The sequence below is a fragment of the Salaquimonas pukyongi genome (genome assembly GCF_001953055.1).
Classification (GTDB): domain Bacteria; phylum Pseudomonadota; class Alphaproteobacteria; order Rhizobiales; family Rhizobiaceae; genus Salaquimonas; species Salaquimonas pukyongi.
The window spans coordinates 508,463-526,954 of sequence record NZ_CP019044.1; the positions used below are offsets into that span (position 1 = coordinate 508,463).

An 18,492-nucleotide genomic window follows, 5' to 3' on the forward strand; every position below is an offset into this window, starting at 1 on the left:
ACGATAACGATCGATAAGAAAAAGCTATGAAGCTGACGCTCCGCCAAATGCAGTATTTCGAGGCCCTGGCCCGCACAAGGCACTTTGCCCATGCAGCAGAGGCCGTGCACGTATCCCAGCCTGCCCTGTCGGCCCAGATCATGGAAATGGAGCGCCGGCTCGGGGCCAAACTGTTCGACCGCAGCCGTGCCGGGGTCTATCCCACCGCGCTGGCCGAGCGTCTGCTGCCGGCAGTCATCCGCATTCTCAACGAGACCAAGGCGGTGGAGGAAATGGCCGAAAGCAGCGCGGGCCTTCTGGCCGGCAAGCTCAGGCTTGGCATCATTCCCACCATTGCGCCCTATGTTTTGCCGGCGCTGGTACCCCGGGCTGCAGAACGCTACCCGCAATTGGAGTTCGAAATTCGCGAGGGGCTGACGGCAAATCTCGTCGAAGCCTTGCTTGCCCGGGAGGTGGATCTTCTGGTCGCTGCGCTGCCGGTTTCCGATGCCGGTCTTGAAGAGCAATTTCTGTGGCGCGACAATTTCATCATCGCCAAGACACCGGGTGCAGCCGATGTGCTGACCGGTCCCATCCAGATTGATGAGATCCCGGCGCAAAGGCTGCTGCTGCTTGCCGAGGGACATTGTCTGCGCGATCAGGCGCTGGATGTCTGCGGGCTAAGGCAGGAGGGCAAGGTTTTCAATTTCGAGGCCACCTCCATGGCAACGCTGGTGCAACTGGTTTCCAGCGGTATGGGATTGACCCTGCTCCCGGAAATGGCGGTGCCGTTTGAAAACCGCGACGGCGCGCTTGAACTGGTGGAATTTGCCGAGCCTTGTCCGTCCCGCGACATCGGGCTTGTCTGGCGCCGCGGAAGTCAACGCATTGAAGATTATATAGCGCTGGGTGAGCTGATCACGGCTGTGCTGGCTTCCGCCACGCAAAAGAAGGCGGCCTGAATAACGTCATACGGCTTTGTGGGGTGACCTGCCGCGGGATCGCCCCATATATCGCTTACAGGATAATGACATCATTACCGGCATGAAGGAAAAATCATGATGCGATATTGGCTTCTTGCAATGCTGTTGCTTCCGGCACCGGCCCAGGCGTTTGACATTGCCGGTACTGAAGGCACACGCCTGACAGCTCTGGAAGTCGCGGTTTTCGATGAGCCCTGGGCGATGACCTTTCTGCCCGGCGGCAGCATGCTGGTGACCGAAAAGGGCGGAGATCTCTTGCTTGTTTCTGCCGATGGCAGCACCATCGATCCGGTTTCGGGCGTACCCAAGACAGCCTATGGCGGGCAGGGCGGTCTTGGCGACATCATCCTTCATCCGGACTTTGCGTCAAACCGCCTGGTCTTTCTTTCTTTTGCCGAGCCGGGCACATTGGGCCGACGGGGTGCTGCAGTGGCGCGGGCAAGGCTCGCAGAGGATGGAAGCAGGCTCGAAAACCTGGAAATCATCTGGCGGCAGGAGCCCAAGGTGACGGGAAAGGGCCATTACAGTCACCGCCTTGTTTTTTCGTCCGATGGGCATCTCTTTATCACCTCTGGCGATCGCCAGAAGCTCGACCCCGCCCAGGACTTTGGTTCAGCCCTTGGCAAGATTATCCGCCTCAACGCTGATGGCAGCGTGCCCCAGGACAACCCCTGGCAGGACAAGGGCCAACTCGCGAAAACCTTCTGGAGTATGGGGCATCGAAACCTGCTCGGCATAGCCTTCGATGCCGAGGGCCGGTTGTGGCAGCATGAGATGGGACCGCGCCATGGCGACGAACTCAACCTTGTCCAGCCGGGTGCAAACTATGGCTGGCCGCTGGTCTCTGAAGGAAACCACTATTCCGGGGCGAACATCCCCAATCATGACACGGCGCCGCACTTTACGCCTCCCAAGGCTTATTGGGTGCCCACAATCGCTCCTTCCGGTCTGGTGATCTATGACGGCGGCCTGTTTTCCGCCTGGCAGGGGGACGCGTTAATTGGCGGTCTGGCATCTCGCGCCCTGATCCACGTGGACCTGGAAGGCGAATCCGCCAGCGAGGCCGAGCGCTTCGAATGGGGTTCGCGCGTCCGCGAAGTCGAACAGGGTCCGGACGGCGCAATCTATGTGCTGGAAGACGGCTCCGGCGGCAGGCTGCTCAAGCTTGTGCCCGCTGATTAGAGCAGCGCACTTGCACCGGTATCCGCGCGGCTGACGCGCTCGCGGAATCCTGCAAAGAGTTCGCGGCCAAACCCCGTGCCGTTGGCCGTAAGGTCGGCCCTTGCCTTGCGGCGTTTTGCAAGCACTGCCGGTTCCACCAGCACGTCCAGCGTTCCGTTGACTGCATCCAGGCGGACGGTATCGCCGTCGCGTATTTTGGCTATCATGCCGCTTTCGGCTGCCTCCGGTGTCACATGAATGGCGGAAGGTATCTTGCCGGAGGCACCGGACATTCGCCCGTCGGTTACCAGCGCCACCTTGTATCCCCGATCCTGCAGCACACCGAGCGGCGGGGTCATCTTGTGCAATTCCGGCATTCCGTTGGCTTTCGGCCCCTGAAAGCGCAGCACGGCGACAAAATCCCGGTCGAGCTTTCCGGCCTTGAACGCATCAATGATCTCATACTGGTCGTGAAAACAGATTGCCGGGGCCTCGATTACGTGCCGGTCGCCTTTGACAGCAGAGATTTTCGAAACCGCGGTGCCAAGATTGCCCGACAGCATTTTCAGACCGCCATTGGGGGAAAATGGCGCGTCTGCCGTTGTGAGGACTTTCAGATTGCCGCTTTCTTTAGGCGCCGGCTCAAAAACCAGCTCACTGCCGGAAAGCTTCGGTTCCCGTGTGTAGGCATCAAGACCCTGGCCCATTACAGTCCAGGCATCCTCGTGTAGATAACCGCCATGGATCATCTCGCGGATCAGAAAGGGCATTCCGCCCGCTGCGTGGAAATGGTTCACGTCCGCAAGCCCGTTGGGGTAGACACGCGCCAATAACGGCACGGCGTCGGAAAGCTCGGCCATGTCTTCCAGCGTCAGAACGATCCCCGCTGCCCTGGCCATGGCGACCAGATGCAAGGTGTGGTTTGTGGAGCCACCAGTCGCATGCAGTCCTGCCACGGCATTGACGATGGAACGCTCGTCGATCACCCGGCCCGAAGGCAGAAATTCGTTGCCCAAGGCAGTTATCGACAGGGCTCTTCTGGCCGCTTCCGCCGTCAGTGCATCGCGAAGCGGGGTGCCCGGATTGATAAAGCTCGCGCCTGGCAGGTGCAGGCCCATCACTTCCATCAGCATCTGGTTGGAATTGGCCGTGCCATAAAAGGTGCAGGTGCCGGGCGAATGATAGGAAGCAGATTCTGCTTTCAACAGTTCGTCACGGCCGACCTTGCCCTCCGCATAGAGCTGGCGGATACGTGCCTTTTCATCGTTTGGCAGGCCGGACGGCATTGGCCCGGCCGGAATGAAGACCGCTGGTACATGGCCGAAGGTCAGCGCGGCGATGAAAAGACCCGGTACAATCTTGTCGCAGATGCCCAGAAATACCGCTGCATCGAACATGTTGTGCGACAGCCCCACAGAAGCTGCCATGGCAATCACATCGCGTGAAAACAGCGACAGTTCCATGGCCGGCTGGCCCTGGGTTACCCCGTCGCACATCGCCGGGACACCGCCTGCGACCTGTGCCACGCCGCCGTGTTCGCGCGCGGTTTTCTTGATGAGGTCGGGGAAATCCTTGTAAGGCGCGTGGGCCGACAGCATGTCGTTATAGGCAGTGATGATACCAAGATTGGGTTTGATATCGCCGGAAAGATCGGCCTTTTCCGCTGTTCCGCAGGCGGCAAAGCCGTGCGCCAGATTGCTGCAGGAAAGCGCACTGCGGTGCGGGCCCCGGCTTGCCAGGGCGTCTACCTGCTCAAGATAGGTTTCGCGGCTTTTCCGGCTTCGTTCGCGAATCCGGCCCGTGACCGCTTGAATTTCCTTTCTGGCGCTCATCAATCTGTCCGTTTCTGATCGGTTCGTCGGACCGGCAACTCTGCCGGCTTGCTTATCTTGCCCACACAACTTTCAAGTCGGGGCAATGTTCCAGTACAAAGCCAATGGGCGCGCTGGCCGGATCGCTTGCCTCCTGGGCCGCCTCGAAGGTCTTGCGCTTTTCCTGTCCTTCAAAGTGAAGGTATTGTGCGCCGGCAGCGGCGATGGCTGGCAGGGTCATGGTGATGCGCGGTTCTTCCGCCCCCGGCGCGTCGGCCACGAGCAGCAGGCTTTGGCCCTGCGGGTCGGTTGCCTTGCGCAGGGCATCGGCACCAGGAAAGAGCGAAGCCGTATGGCCATCAACCCCCATGCCCAGCACAATAACGTCGAGGGGAAGATGCCCGGCAAGTGCATTTTCCGCCTCCGCCACCGAAACATTGATGTCCTCATTGGTATAAAGCGGCAGGAAGTTGGCCTTGGCAGCCTTGTTCTGCAGCAGTTCTACCGTCACCAGACGCTGGTTGGAACGTCCTGAATTGGGCGATACAAAGCGTTCGTCGGCAAGGGTAATGTTTACTTTCGACCAGTCGATTTCGATGGCTGAAAGCTCCCGGAAGAACCTTACCGGTGTTTTTCCCCCGGAAACGGCAAGCAGTGCAGTGCCCCTTTTTTCGATGGCTGCAGAAAGCTGGCCGGCGACATCCTTTGCCAGCCAGCGAGCCAATTCCGTACCATCGTCAAAAGTGGTGAACTGCATAAGCTTTCCGTCAGGTCTCCCCTTCGTGCCAGGTTCGCCCGTCACGTTCTATCAGGGCGATGGATGCTGTTGGCCCCCAGGACCCGGCAGTGTATTTTGCCGGCTTGACCCCGGCAGCAAGCCACCCCTCGATGATCGGATCGATCCACCGCCAGGCGGCTTCGACCTCATCGCGCCGCATGAACAGGGTCTGGTTGCCCCGGATCACATCCAGCAGCAACCGTTCATAGGCATCGGGTGCGTGGGCGTCAAAACTCTCGGCGAAACTCATGTCGAGGGTAACTTGGCGTAATCTCAGCCCGCCGGGGCCGGGGTCCTTGATCATGATGGATTGGCTGACACCCTCATCGGGCTGCAGGCGGAGGATAAGCCGGTTCGCCTTCATGTCCGTTCCCGCATCGCCAAAGGCATTGTGCGGCACCGGCTTGAATTCGATGACGATCTCCGACACCCGGGCAGGAAGCCGCTTGCCGGTACGCAGGTAAAACGGAACGCCGGCCCAGCGCCAGGTTTCGATCTCCGCCTTCAGGGCAACGAAAGACTCGGTTTCCGACAGGTCGTTTTCGACCTCGTCCAGATAGCCTGGTACGGCCTCACCGCCGGAAGCGCCTGCCTTGTACTGCCCGCGCACGGTCTGTTGCGCCGCATTGCCGGCGTCGATGGCCTTCAGCGAGCGCAGCACTTTCAGTTTTTCATCGCGCACCGCATCGGCATCAATGGATGCCGGCGGCTCCATTGCCACAAGGCAAAGCAGTTGCAGCAGATGGTTCTGCATCATGTCGCGGATGGCGCCGGCCTTGTCATAATAACTGCCGCGGCCCTCGACCCCGATGCTCTCGGCCACGGTGATCTGCACATGGTCGATAAAGGATGCATTCCAAACCGGCTGATACAGTGTGTTGGCAAAACGCAGCGCCATAAGGTTTTGCACGGTTTCCTTGCCCAGATAATGATCAATCCTGAAAATCTGGTCTTCCCGGAAATGGCGCCCAATGGTCTCGTTGAGTTCACGGGCGCTTTTCAGATCCTTGCCGATCGGCTTCTCAATGACCAGCCGCGACCGGTCACGCACCATGCCATGCTGGTCCAGCCGGTCAGCAATCGGGCCAAAGATCGAAGGGCCGACGGCCAGATAAAAGGCGCGCACCTTGTCTTCTTTGCCCAGAAGGGATTTCAGTTCTTCCCAGCCGCGTTCTGATAGCGCATCGACAGCCACATAGTGGAGCAGCTCCATGAAGGCGGCAATCTGTCCGGCATCGTCGCTGGGTGCGTGTTCGTCAATCGCCTTGCGGGCAAAGGTGCGATATTCGCCAGTCTCCATATTCGAGCGCGCCGCGCCGATAATCCGTGACGTCTCGGGAATCTGGCCATCGCAAAACCGGCGGAAAAGGGACGGGATCAGTTTGCGCTCGGCCAGATCGCCGGTGCCACCAAACACAACATAATCGAAGGGTTCCACGGGAATAAACTGGCTGGTCATCAGGTCACGGTTATTTCGGCAGAGGACATCACAACGTCATCGCAGGTTGGAACTGAAGGGCATTTAAATCGATTTAAATCATACTGGGCCAAATGGCAACAGGGCAGGGCCGATTGTCCTGGCATGTTCTGAGCATTGCCCTGCGGCACGTTTGTGACAACCGAAAAATCAGCGCCAAAGAAAAACCCGGCACAGGGCCGGGTTTTTGCAGGTCAGCACGTTTTGGCCGGTTCAACGGCTTTGCTTGACGATGATCGGCGTCAGCAGGTCACCCCAATTGCCCTGTCCCCCATGATGGCGCGCTGAACGGATCAACTCCACCGATACGCCAGCCTCCACCGCTTTCATGACCGACTGATTGAGACGGTGCAGATCGTTTGCAACCATGCGAATGGCTGCTTGCTCGTCAACCGACATGGTCGATCCCATTTCTTCGGTCCGTTCCTTGACCGGTGGCTTGGCGTTCATGGCGTGGTTCTCCCGTTCGCGACTGCTGTTGCAGAATTTACAACTTGCGCCCTTCTAACAAATGAATTGCGCCTTGGGAACGCGACATTCGTGTCAGCCTGTCTTGTGATTTTCAGCATCAGGCTGTAATTTTGTAAATTCTTGTAAAAATCTACGACTAACCTGCCCGGTAAAGAATTGTAAAACCTCGATGACATTGACAGGGAGCTAGATCAATGGCCGAACACAAGATTTTCGCCGGGCCCCGCATCCGCCGTATCCGCAATGCCAAGGGGTTGACCCAGACGGCCATGGCCGAGGAACTCGGCATTTCGCCGAGCTATCTCAATCTGGTGGAGCGCAACCAGCGTCCCCTCACGGTTCAACTGCTGCTAAAGCTGGCCTCAACCTACGATCTCAATCTGGAGGAGTTGAAGGGCGAGCCGTCCGGCTCCCGCAATGCACTAAAAGAGGTTTTTGCCGATCCGCTGCTTGCCGACGAATTGCCCGGAAGCCAGGAATTGCTGGAAGTTGCGGAAGCTGCCCCCAATGCGGCAGCCGGCATCGTCAAGCTCTACAAGGCGTTTCGAGAATCCCAGGACCGGTTGAGCGATCTGAAAGACATTCTTGCACGGGAAGGCCATACCACATCGCTTTCCGCTGCCCGGCTGCCGGCCGATGAGGTCCATGAAAAGCTTGAATCGCGGCCCAACTATTTTCACGCCATCGAGGAGAAGGCGGCCGAGTTTGCAGACAGTCTGGACGGTGGTACCGAGCTTCTGGGCAGTTTGAAGGAATGGCTGCGCAAGGAACACAACATTGCCGTCCGCCTCCTGCCGGTCCACACCATGCCGCTCTGGCGCCGCCGTTTTGACCGCCATTCCATGCGTCTGTTTCTTTCCGAGCGCCTGTCGCCTTTCGACCAGCTTCGCGAGGTCGCCATGGAAGCCTGCCTGCTCTACATGCCTGACGTGGTTGCAAAGGAGCTTGAGCGTCTTCAGCTTGCCAGCGACGAGGCCAAACGCATCGCCCGTTTTGAACTGGCGCGTTATGCTGCCCATGCCTTGATCCTGCCCTATGACACCTTTTTGCCTGCCGCCCAGCGGGCAGGCTACGACATTGATGTGCTGCGCTCCCGCTTCAGCGTATCCTTCGAACAGGTGGCAAATCGCCTGACAATGCTGCAGAAGCCCTCTCAACATGGACTTCCCTTTTTCATGCTCGAGGTAGACCATGCGGGAAACCGCTTCCGCAGTGCGGGAGCCCAGGGCTTTCCGAAGGCACAGTTTGGCGGAAACTGCCCCAAACTGCCGGTCCATGTGGCGTTTTCCCAGCCAGGACAGATTTTGGTGGAGCAGGTGGAAATGCCGGACGGGAACCGGTTTTTGGTGATCGCCCGGACCCTGGAGGGTCCTCAGGGCGCCTTTGACGAGCGGGTGCGCCGCACGGCAGTACTGCTTGGTTGCCCTGCAGATCTTGCTGCCGACACGGTCTATGGAAGGTCGCTTGCCGGTGACAATTTGCGGCCAACGCCCATCGGCCAAGCCTGCCGGCTGTGTGAGCGCCAGGGCTGCCTTTCACGCGCCGAGCCGCCCATCACGAAACCGGCGGGGCTTGACGAGTTTGTTTCCGGTCTCAGCGCTTTTGACTTTCGATAGACACGCTCTAGTGGTGCCGCGCTATCCCCTTGGAGGGCGGAAAAGGAAAACAACAAGCCAGACCGGCAGAATGACCATGGAGCCCAGTAGCAGATGGGGAATTGCCCAATTGACGCTTTCCTGCAGCCAGACGATGACATTCTCCGGTGTCATGCCGAGCTCAAGAAGAATCTGTTCGGCAGACAGGTCCAGCTTGTGAAGCACCAGACCGGTCAGCAGTGATGCCACAACGATCTTGGTGATGGTGGAGAACAGTCTGAGCATCGCCTTCCTGTTATCTGATTGCCTGAAGCGAATCGCGTCTGTTCGTATTCACGCCATTTCGAATTATAATGCTTTTTGCAGCCGGCAACAAACCTGGGCCGGTCGCGCCAGTGCTTGAACGGCACACGCCCGCCTACTGACCAACCGCAGTCCGCGGCCGGTTTTCGGTTTCCGTCGCCGCCCCATCAATGGTTTTCGGAATAGCGGTCCGGTTTTGTTCAGGCAGGCGAATTTGCGGAACCAGCAATGGTTGCCGCAGGGTCCCGCCGAGGAAGAACTGTCCGCTTTCAGCATTGTCCGGCTGGTCTGCTGGTGCTTCAAGACGCCCCCACATGGCAAGCGACCCGCCGGCGAGTTCGGATTTGCCCGAAAGCCTGGCACTGTACCCTTCGACCTCAAACTGGCTGTTCTGCACCCAGGCAGTACCACCGGCGACTGTTGCATTGACTTCAAACTTGGTGACCGGCGTCGCCGCCAGGGGCTTGGCAATCATGACATTTGCACCGTCATTTTCCTGCGGATCCAGGGTTTTGAGAACCTCGGAAAAATCAAGCCCGGCAATGCTGCCCGCCGGCATGCTGATGGAAAAGTCGCCCTTCATCGTTTCCAGCAGCGCTCCCTGCTCTGAAAGCCCGCTGCTGAGCCGGGCACGAATGTGGGACGGCCCGTCAGGAAGAAGCCGGCTGTACTCAGCAAGGAAAGGCAGGCTGACCGGGTTTAGCCCGCTGCCGTCCAGGAAAAAATCGAGCATGGCCCGCTCGCTGGTGCCCGTGGCCGAAATGGAACCGGCCAGAATGCCGTCTCCATAGGCAGCGTTGCCGACATCAAGCTTGATTTCGTTCTCCCTGGCGATCAGGCTGCCGGCGAATTCCGTCAGTTCAATTCCGGGAAAGGACAGCGTGTTGGCCGAGACGCGAATGTCCGCGTCCGATTGGTTGACCACGGTAAAAAGCGTCTTGCGGTTGCTGCCATCGAGCAATAGCAGGGCATAGGGCTGAAGATCAAGGCGATCGGCGGCCAAAGTACCGCTCAGCTTGTTCTTGCCAGTCGTGCTGATCGTGAAACGAAGGTTACCCTTGTAGACATTGCCATCAAGGTCAATGGTCGAATCGGCCAGTTGAATGTCCGATATCGTACCCGAAACCGTGCCGTTTGCTGAAAAGCGTTCAAAGCCGGCGCCAGGTTCCACCTCGCCGCCGAGAAAGGTCACCATGCGGCGCAGGGATGGTGAGGAAAGAACAAGATCGCCGGAGACAAACAGATCCGAAAGCCGGTTTGCCTCTCCGGTGAATTCAAGGCTCAGCGGCTCTGATTTAAGCGACGCGCTGATATTGGAAATACCGCCCGCCAGCAGCATGATGGGAAGATCAGCACTCAACTGTCCGGTAATTGCATCGCCCCGCCAGATGGCATTGCCCTCGAACTGCCAGCTTGAGCGGGTGCTCGGCCAATCAAGCGTTCCGTTCAGGCTGGTCACCGTTTCCTCTACGCCGGTCGCTTCATTGGCGTAGTTGATGACGCCATCTGAAATATCGAACGTACCAAGCCGGATGTCGTCAAGCTGATCGACGGCAGGGGTTTCATTGCCGGCCTGCTGCGAACGCAGTTCCTTTGCTGCCGAAAGGGCCCGCCACATCTTGCCTACCGGAAAAGCCCAGCTGGTGCGGCCGGATTCATGGACGGTCAGATTGAACACCGGCCGCACGAAATGAAACTCGCTGACTTCAATGGCTCCGCGCAGGGCAGCTGTAACACTCAACTTGCCCTTCAGCGACGGCATTTGAAGCAGCGCAGGTGCCTCCTTTGAGCCGTGGGTGTCACGAAAGGTGACATTGTTGAGTTCGATACCCAGAAACGGACTGAACGTGATTTCCGGTGTCCCGGTGAACTCCATCTGCCGTCCGGTAATCTGGCGTGCACGGTCAATCATTGTTGCCCGCACTGCCTCACTTGATACCAGCAGCGGCAGCATCGCAAACACGAGCGCTGCAAGTCCGATTGCGATCACGGTACATACGGCTATCGTCTTCATCCAGTTTCCGCCGGGTATCATGCGGCCTGCCATCTGTTGCGAAATATATGGATCATCGGCGTTTACCACTGTACTCGAGGCCTGACCCCGAGGGCGTTGCATCGCCCTGTCAACGCCTTGCTCCCCACCAGAGGATTTCATATATATGCAGTGCGTTCAACGCATTTCGCATTGTATGGTTGAGACGGACCACATTATCCATAGCTTAGCGCGCCGGGGGACATGACAGGCTCGGCAAAGCGTGTATAGCAGGTCAGTTCATCCACAGCACGATATGATCGCTTCATTTTATGGAGACCAGCATGCAAACCGGTACGATCTTGTGGCAGCCTGATCCGCAGGCGCTTGAAAAAAGCAATTTCCACGCCTTCCTGAAACAGGCAGAGCAGGTCTCGGGAAAATCCCTTGGTGACTTTACCGGTCTTCATGCCTGGTCGGTGAGCGATCTTGAGGGATTTTGGAACCTGTTGTGGGATTTCTGCGGTGTTGTAGGCGAAAAAGGCGGGTCGGCAACTTCGCCTGAAATGCCGATGCCGGGCGCCCGCTTTTTTCCCCAAAGCCGGCTGAATTTTGCCGAAAACCTGCTTCAGCGCAAAGGGAACGGGGATGCGATCGTCTTTAGGGGCGAGGACAAGCTGTCGGTCCGGTTGAGCTGGGATGAGCTGCATGCCGAGGTTTCGCGCATGCAGCAGTTTTTGAAAGCTGCCGGTGTGGGCAGGGGTGACCGGGTGGCGGCAATGCTGCCCAACATGCCGCAGGCCGTCATCGGAATGCTGGCAACCTCCGCGCTGGGTGCTGTGTGGTCGTCCTGTTCGCCTGACTTCGGAGAGGGCGGCGTTCTGGACCGCTTCGGGCAGATCGAGCCGAAGGTTTTCATTTCCTGCGATGGCTACTGGTACAACGGCAAGCGCATCGAGATCGCAGAAAAGCTGCAGGCCATTGCATCCAAACTCACCAGCGCGAAACGGATTGTGATTGCCGACTATCTTGGAAATGCGGAGGAAGTCGCCGGTGCACTGCCGAATGCGGTAAGCTGGTCACAGGGACCGGGCAGCCTGACCGCCAGCGATGTTACATTTGAACGGCTGTCCTTCGACCATCCCCTTTATATCCTGTTTTCCTCCGGTACCACGGGTATTCCCAAATGCATCGTGCATTCCCAGGGAGGGGTCCTGCTTCAACATCTCAAGGAGCAGCAGCTTCACTGCAATCTGAACCCGGGCGACCGGTTTTTCTATTTTACCACCTGCGGCTGGATGATGTGGAACTGGCTGGTCACGGGCCTGGCGAGCGGCGCAACGCTGATGCTTTTTGACGGTTCGCCCTTTGCCCCGGAAGCAAAGGTTCTGTTCGACTATGCAGAGCAGGAACGCTTCACCTTCTTCGGAACCTCGGCAAAATACATCGATGCGGTACGCAATTCAGGCCTGCGCCCGGTCGAAAGTCATGACCTTTCATCGCTTGCAATGATGACCAGCACCGGTTCGCCGCTGGCGCCGGAGAATTTCAAATTCGTCTATGAAGGCATAAAGCCGGACATTCATCTGGCATCGATTTCGGGCGGCACAGATATTGTCGCATGTTTTGTTGGCGGCGTTCCGGACAGGCCGGTGCGTGTGGGCGAAATCCAGGGACCCATGCTCGGCATGGCCACCGAGGTGTGGAACGATGATGCAAAACCGGTAACTGGCGAAAAGGGTGAGCTGGTTTGCACCAAGGCGTTCCCCTCAATGCCCATCGGCTTTTGGAACGATCCCGACAACAAGAAATATCACGGCGCCTATTTCGAACGGTTCGACGGCATCTGGTGCCACGGGGATTTTGCCGAATGGACCGAAAATGGCGGCATGATCATTCATGGCCGTTCCGATGCAACCCTGAATCCCCAGGGCGTGCGTATCGGAACAGCGGAAATCTACAATCAGGTGGAGCAGATGCCGCAGATCGAGGAGGCGTTGTGCATTGGCCAGGATTGGCAATCCGATGTCCGGGTTGTTCTGTTTGTCCGTCTGGCACAGGGTGCGGAACTGGACGAAGAACTGACGAACGCGATCAAACAGAAAATCCGTACCGGCGCCTCGCCGCGCCATGTGCCGGCCAAGATCATTGCCGTGTCCGACATTCCCAGGACCAAATCCGGGAAGATAACCGAGCTGGCGGTGCGCGATGTGGTGCATGGCAGGACAGTGAAAAACAAGGAAGCGCTGGCCAATCCCGAAGCCCTCAGCCTGTTCGAAGACCTGCCGCAATTACGCGACTGATGCCGGATGCACCCCTTGATTTGCGTCCAAATCCTAACAATCGTGGTTAACGATTGGTGAAACGAAAATTAACTCTAAACGCCACATCGGCAAGCTTTGTTAAAATCCGTTAAGGCCTGTTAAGGAGTTGGTAAGAATTTGGGTCCATTCTCGGATCAACTTCAAGATTACTCGTGTTATCGCTCTCTTCAAGATCCGGAAGTGCCTTTTGAATTTAAACTGCGGACCAAATCGGTCCGCATTTTTTTTTGCCGTGGCATTACACCCTGTCCCGTAATGAACACCTGCGTTAACAAAAACACCGGAACCAGCCCGATCAGCACAATCAGCAAGGCAGCAAAGGCTGCCTGTTCGAACATGGCCCGGGAGGCATGGCTGTAAACGAAGGTCGCCAGCGTGTCGAAGTTGAAGGGCCTTAGGAGCATGGTTGCCGACAATTCCTTCATCGTTTCAACGATCACCAGCAGGGCAGCAACGCTCAGGGTCTTGAAGAGCAGCGGCAATTCAATCTGAAAAACGACCTGTTCATTGCTGCGCCCCAGGGTTCGCGCCGCTGATGCCAGGTTAGGGGAAATCCGTGCGTAACCGGCCTCTATATTGCCCAGCGCCACGGCCAGAAACCGGACCGAACAGGCAAACACGACAATGGCCAGGGATCCCGACAGGACAAGGCCGGTCTTGTAACCGGTGAGCACATAAGCGATGCGCGACACTTGGTTGTCGATGCCGGTCATGGCAGTCAGCACGCCAATTGCCAGTATGGTGCCGGGTATCGCATAGCCAAATCCCGAAGCTAGCGTCGCCGCCCGTATCGCGCTGCCCGCAGCATGCCGGCGCGCTTGAGCCAGCACAAAGCCGGCCATGACACAAAGAAGCGCCGTTGAAACCGCCACGATCAGGCTGTTTGCGGAAGCGTTGAGCAGCGCGAGGTGGGTAATCTGTTCGGGGCGCCGGAAAATGCTTCCCGCCATCTCCGCAATCGGCACCGCAAAACCGAGCGTGATCGGCAGGCCGCAGGCCGCCGCCGCAAGCCAGGCCCTTGCCCCCGAAAGCTGGATTTGTTCCAGTGCCTGGCGGCTTTGGCGCCCTTCATGAAAGCTCTGCCTTGCCCGAAGGCGCCGCTCCAGAACGACCAGTATGCCCACGAACACCAGCAGTGCCAGGGAAAGCTGGGCAGCGCCGGCCAGGCTGGAGCGGTTGAGCCAGGTATCGAAAACAGAGAAGGTGAGGGTCCTTACGCCAAGATACTCCACCGCGCCGATATCGTTGAGCGTTTCCATCAGCGCCAGTATGACGCCGACCGCAATTGCCGGTCGTGCCGCCGGCAGCGCGACTTTCAGGAACAAACGGACCGGCCCGGCACCAAGAACGCGAGCGACATCAAGCATCGAGGTTCCCAGCGATTGAAAGGAAAGCCTGGCCGGCAGATAGACATAAGGAAAAAGCACCAAGGATAGCAGGAAGATTGCACCGCCGGTCGAACGCAGTTCGGGAAACCAGTATTGCGTGGAATTTTCGTAGCCGCCAAGATCGCGGACAAGCTGCTGCACCGGGCCGGTATAATCTGCGAACTCGACCCAGGTATAGGCGGCCACATAAGTGGGCGTGGCAAGCGGTAACACCAGCGCCCATTGGAAAAAGCCGCTGAAGGGAAACCGGTACCGGCTTGTCAGCCAGGCGGTTCCTGCCCCCAGTACAAACGTTCCTGCTGCTACCCCCACCAGCAGCAATAGCGTGGTTGCCATTGAGGACGGCAGCACGAAGGAAACCAGATGGGGCCAGACGTCCTGGCTATCCCCGCTGGCCTGATAGATCAGCGCGGCAAGGGGAAGCATGGCCAGAAAGGCGATGGTGTAAACACCGGCCGGCAGGACGCCGGAGCTTGCGTCCCTGCTGGTAAAGGCTGGATGGATCGGTGTGTTCTGGCCGCTCATGATATCGTTCTGTTGCGATGGAAGCTGCTCGCGGGCCAACCCCTATCCCAGAACCGGCGGCACGTCACCTGCGCGTTTCGACGCCACGCCGAAGCGGCATTCAGTCGGCCAGCACACGCTGGGAGGGAAACAGGACATGGACGACCGTCCCTTCTCCCGGCTTGCTTTCCAGCTCGAAATAGGCGCGGTTTGCCTCAACCAGTGCCTTGGTCAGCGGCAGGCCCATGCCATGGCGCGCTGAGGTGCCGCTGGCGGGTTCTGCAGGTTTTTCCGAGGCAGCCTCACCAGCATTTTCCCGCGCCTGATCGCTGCGTGCAACGCTTTCAAGATCAAACGGCTTTCCTGCCTGCAGAACCTGTTCAACCTGGACAGGCGACATGCCGTCTCCATTGTCCCGTACCCTGAGTGCAACTTCGCCGTTTTCTTCCAGCGCCGTCGAAACGATGACCTGGGTGTTGTCGGGCGAATGGTTGATTGCATTGCCAACCAGATTGAGAATGACCTGCCGGATGCTGCGTGCATCGGCCACCACTTTCGGCACGGCCTGGGAAAGCGAGGTCCTGGTGATGATCCGGCGGCGGTTGGCCTGGGGCTGCAGCAGGGAAACAGTCTCGGAAACCAGACGATTGAGGTCGACAGCCTCGAACTCCAGCTCCAGCTTGCCGCTTTCGATCTTGGAGATGTTCAAAAGATCGTTCACCAGGTCCAGAACATGCCCGCCCGAACGGTTGATATCCCTCAGATATCCCCGGTAACGTTCGTTTCCGACGGGCCCGAAACGCTCTTCAAGCATGATGTCGGAAAAGCCGATAATGGCCGTCAGCGGTTCGCGGATTTCATGGCTTACCTGCGACAGGAAGCGCGTTTTGTGCTCACTGGAATCTTCGGCCGACTTGCGCGCCTCGATCAGTTCCTGTTCGGTTTTTTTCCAGTCGGTAAGGTCACGCAACACGGCGCAAAGATTGCCCTCCCGGCCAACCTTTCCAAGTGTCACAAACAGCGGGATAAGGCGGCCATTGGCTTCAACGCCGGTCGCCTCGAAGCCCTGCTGCATCATGCGCTGAACCTCGTTTTCATCGCCATTGCGCGCAATGGACTCCATGTAACTCAGAAGCTGATGATGGCTTTCGCTTGAGAAAAGGTCGACGAACGGCTCGCCTATCGCTTGCGTCTGGCTGATGCCGAACAACGCCTCGCCGGAAGGATTAAGTGACTGGACCAGCCCGTTGGCATCCAGCGTGGCAATCCCGTCGGCCGCAGTATCGAGAATGTTCTCCAGCTCGCTGACGCGCACCATGTCGAGCGCAATTTTCTCTTCTGCCTTGGATTGCTGGGGTTCGCTGAATGACATCGCCAGCGCATTGCCATCACCCCATTTCAGCCGTTGCAGGCGGCAGCGCACGGAGACCGTTTCGCCATCGCTGCAGCGCAGCTGCATGCCGCTATCCCTCGCATGGTCATCGGCATCGCCGTTTTCTTCCTTGCCGGTGATAAGAGCATCCAGCCCGCCCGCTGCCTGCAGCGTTTCGACATCGCCATAGCCGGTCAGCTTCAGGAGTGCCGGACTGGCGTGGAGCGTACGGCCACCCTGGAAGATGATGGAAGCTTCATCCGGGTCGAGGCCGGTAGCTGGCAGTGCAGTCTCGCCCTCATCTTCCCCGTCTGCTTCAACCGGCTCTTCCGGTAGTTCCCCGGCTGGGGAAAGTGAGCGGCGGATTTCAGAGAAATTCCGTTTCTCCCGGCCTGACAGGTTTCCATCGTCGCTGTCGCTTTCAGCACCATCATCCGCCCCGCCGGCAGTTATGTCATCGCGTGCTGATTGCCGGTCCGACAAGTGATAGACATTGCCCGACGCGCCGTGTTGAGCGCCTTCCAGGGCTTCTTCACTGCCGGCTTCTCCGGTTGCATCGTCTTCTGAAGCAATATCGGTGGACCATCCGGTTCGCAGATCGATTTCCTCCTCTGCATCACCGGAACCATCGGCGATTGAAGCATCCCGATCGCCGTCAATTGCATGCGATCCGAACTTCATGCCCCGCGCCAGCGGATCGACCATCGTATCGGCGAGCCGGATGACACCAAACCCGCGATAACCGTCGAAATTCCGCTCCCGGTCGTAGGCGGGAAGTGCAGCCAGATCGACCGGAACATTCATGTCGGTTCCCTCGATCGGCCACAACACACTGCGTCCCGACCATGTGTCGGACTTCGACAACAGGTCGAGGATCGCGCCATCCTCGTCGAAACCGCGCTCAGCGGCGACATCTTTCCAGTGCTTGCCGACAATATCTGCCGACTGCTCGCCCACTGCAGCGGCCAGTCCATCGCTGACCGAGCGGATGACCTGTTCGCGGTCAATCACAAAGGCAAAGCGCGAGGCGGTTTTGTCGGTTCTGGCAGCTTCCCCTGCAACTTTCTGAACCGGCATTGGTGAAGGATCGCCCGTAGTATCAGCGGGAGCAGATTCGGCAGCCTGATCACTGCTTTCCTCTTTTTCGCTCGGTACATCACCGCGGTTGGTGCCGAAATACCAGCGATCCAGCAAGGAACGCCCCGTGGTCCGAATGGGGGAGTTGCTTTCAACAGGCGCCGTTGTTTTCTCGCCGCCATCATCCGCCGGTTCAATGGGTGTCTCTTCTGCGCCGGGTTCTTCAGCGGACTGTTTCGCATGACCCGGCTCCGGCTCTTCAACGGTAGCACCGCCGTCATCTTCATCCGGGTCGGAAACCGGCTCCAGCCAGGGCGGCATGTCATCTTCCGGTGGGTGGCGTTCATCATACCCGTCGCTCATTGCAACGGCCGGGGGAGGGGGAGGAAGCGGTACGCCGCCGATGGCAACACCGCCGGCACCCGACCGGTCGATGATTTCATGCCCATTATCGCCTGCGGTATCGTCAGCCAGAACGGCCAGAAAACGCGCGGGATGATCGCGGATCTTCCCGACTCCCGCCGGCAGCATTCTGCCATCGCCTGCAGGAACCGGCCGCTTCACCAGCCGGTCGGCCTCGCCATCCACTTCGCGCACCAGATCCTCCAGCAAGGCGGTATCGACTGCGTAATCTTCAAAGGTCTGGGATGCAGCAAGCACCAGGCCGAACTCGTCCAGAACGGCGGCAGCGGCGGCAAAATCCTCCAGAATACTTACGGCTTCAGCTGCCAGTTGATGTTCGCGCAGCCGCCGATCCTTGCCGCCATACGGGCAGACGAGCAGGATCGCCTCTTCGCCATTGGGAAGGACGCACCTGCTGATTTCGCTTGCTATCAGTTCCGAGTTCAGACCGTGGCTGATGCGCAATTGACGAACAACCGGCTCATCGTCCTCTACCTGCCGTATGGCATTGGCAATCTGGCGGATCAGGGGATGCGCCTGTGTAAGCCGCACGTCGAGCAGGTCAGCAAGCCCGCTTCCTGAAAACAGCCTTGCGCCGAAGGCATTGGCCCACAACACACGCTCAAAACCCGGTGAAAACAAAACTGCAGCGTCTTGAGAAAGCACCCGTTTGCGCAGGAACCCCATGACGGTAAGGTCTAGATATGAATAGTCGGATGTACTCATTGGCTTTGCCCGTTACCGACCCGCTCCCCGCACTGGGTCCTGACCTGATAGTTAAGGAAAAATTAATATCGGCTTTGTTCTGGCCGGTCCAGCAGCGGCGCCGGTTCCCGGCATGGTTTCGCTTGAGACGGTTAATACTGCCGGTTAACGTTCGCCGGTCCCGGTGAAT

At 58.4% G+C, this 18,492-nt stretch carries 12 protein-coding genes; 4 read left to right on the forward strand and 8 right to left on the reverse strand.

The window, feature by feature from the left end:
* The first annotated feature begins 26 nt into the window (after window positions 1-26).
* On the forward strand, window positions 27-941 hold the full coding sequence (locus tag BVL55_RS02515) for a hydrogen peroxide-inducible genes activator (RefSeq protein ID WP_075995585.1): 915 nt from the start codon (window positions 27-29) through the stop codon (window positions 939-941).
* 96 nt (window positions 942-1,037) lie between these two features.
* The gene (locus BVL55_RS02520; RefSeq protein WP_075995586.1) at window positions 1,038-2,144 is read left to right on the forward strand and encodes a PQQ-dependent sugar dehydrogenase; all 1,107 of its coding nucleotides are present in this window, start codon (window positions 1,038-1,040) and stop codon (window positions 2,142-2,144) included.
* Here BVL55_RS02520 and edd read toward each other — a convergent pair.
* The 4 genes from edd to BVL55_RS02540 all read right to left on the reverse strand — a co-directional run bounded on the left by edd (window position 2,141) and on the right by BVL55_RS02540 (window position 6,639).
* Complete coding sequence (edd, locus tag BVL55_RS02525) at window positions 2,141-3,955, reverse strand: phosphogluconate dehydratase (protein ID WP_075995587.1); 1,815 nt, start codon at window positions 3,953-3,955, stop codon at window positions 2,141-2,143. The two genes, BVL55_RS02520 and edd, sit on opposite strands and share 4 nt — an antisense overlap.
* A gap of 52 nt (window positions 3,956-4,007) precedes the next feature.
* A complete protein-coding gene (gene pgl / locus BVL55_RS02530; RefSeq protein WP_075995588.1) occupies window positions 4,008-4,691 on the reverse strand; it encodes a 6-phosphogluconolactonase in 684 nt (227 codons plus the stop codon).
* 10 nt (window positions 4,692-4,701) lie between these two features.
* A complete protein-coding gene (zwf, locus tag BVL55_RS02535; RefSeq protein WP_075995589.1) occupies window positions 4,702-6,171 on the reverse strand; it encodes a glucose-6-phosphate dehydrogenase in 1,470 nt (489 codons plus the stop codon).
* A gap of 231 nt (window positions 6,172-6,402) precedes the next feature.
* Complete coding sequence (locus BVL55_RS02540) at window positions 6,403-6,639, reverse strand: SMc00767 family acetate metabolism repressor (protein WP_075995590.1); 237 nt, start codon at window positions 6,637-6,639, stop codon at window positions 6,403-6,405.
* A gap of 215 nt (window positions 6,640-6,854) precedes the next feature.
* On the opposite strand from BVL55_RS02540, the gene BVL55_RS02545 reads away from it, so the two are divergent.
* Window positions 6,855-8,276 carry a helix-turn-helix domain-containing protein gene (locus BVL55_RS02545; RefSeq protein WP_075995591.1) on the forward strand — a complete coding sequence of 474 codons (1,422 nt, stop codon included), beginning with the start codon at window positions 6,855-6,857 and terminating at the stop codon, window positions 8,274-8,276.
* A 21-nt stretch (window positions 8,277-8,297) separates the two neighbouring features.
* Here the strand turns inward: BVL55_RS02545 and BVL55_RS02550 are convergent, their stop codons facing one another.
* Complete coding sequence (locus tag BVL55_RS02550; protein ID WP_075995592.1) at window positions 8,298-8,540, reverse strand: DUF6460 domain-containing protein; 243 nt, start codon at window positions 8,538-8,540, stop codon at window positions 8,298-8,300.
* Window positions 8,541-8,673: 133 nt separating this feature from the next.
* Window positions 8,674-10,572 (reverse strand): AsmA family protein, encoded by a 1,899-nt coding sequence (locus BVL55_RS02555; protein WP_162841433.1) that lies wholly within the window; start codon window positions 10,570-10,572, stop codon window positions 8,674-8,676.
* Between the two features lie 302 nt (window positions 10,573-10,874).
* On the opposite strand from BVL55_RS02555, the gene BVL55_RS02560 reads away from it, so the two are divergent.
* On the forward strand, window positions 10,875-12,833 hold the full coding sequence (locus tag BVL55_RS02560; protein ID WP_075995594.1) for an acetoacetate--CoA ligase: 1,959 nt from the start codon (window positions 10,875-10,877) through the stop codon (window positions 12,831-12,833).
* Window positions 12,834-13,021: 188 nt separating this feature from the next.
* On the opposite strand, the gene BVL55_RS02565 is transcribed toward BVL55_RS02560, so the two are convergent.
* A complete protein-coding gene (locus BVL55_RS02565; RefSeq protein ID WP_075995595.1) occupies window positions 13,022-14,767 on the reverse strand; it encodes an ABC transporter permease in 1,746 nt (581 codons plus the stop codon).
* 100 nt (window positions 14,768-14,867) lie between these two features.
* The gene (locus tag BVL55_RS02570) at window positions 14,868-18,323 is read right to left on the reverse strand and encodes a PAS domain S-box protein (protein ID WP_075995596.1); all 3,456 of its coding nucleotides are present in this window, start codon (window positions 18,321-18,323) and stop codon (window positions 14,868-14,870) included.
* Between the last annotated feature and the right edge of the window lie 169 nt (window positions 18,324-18,492).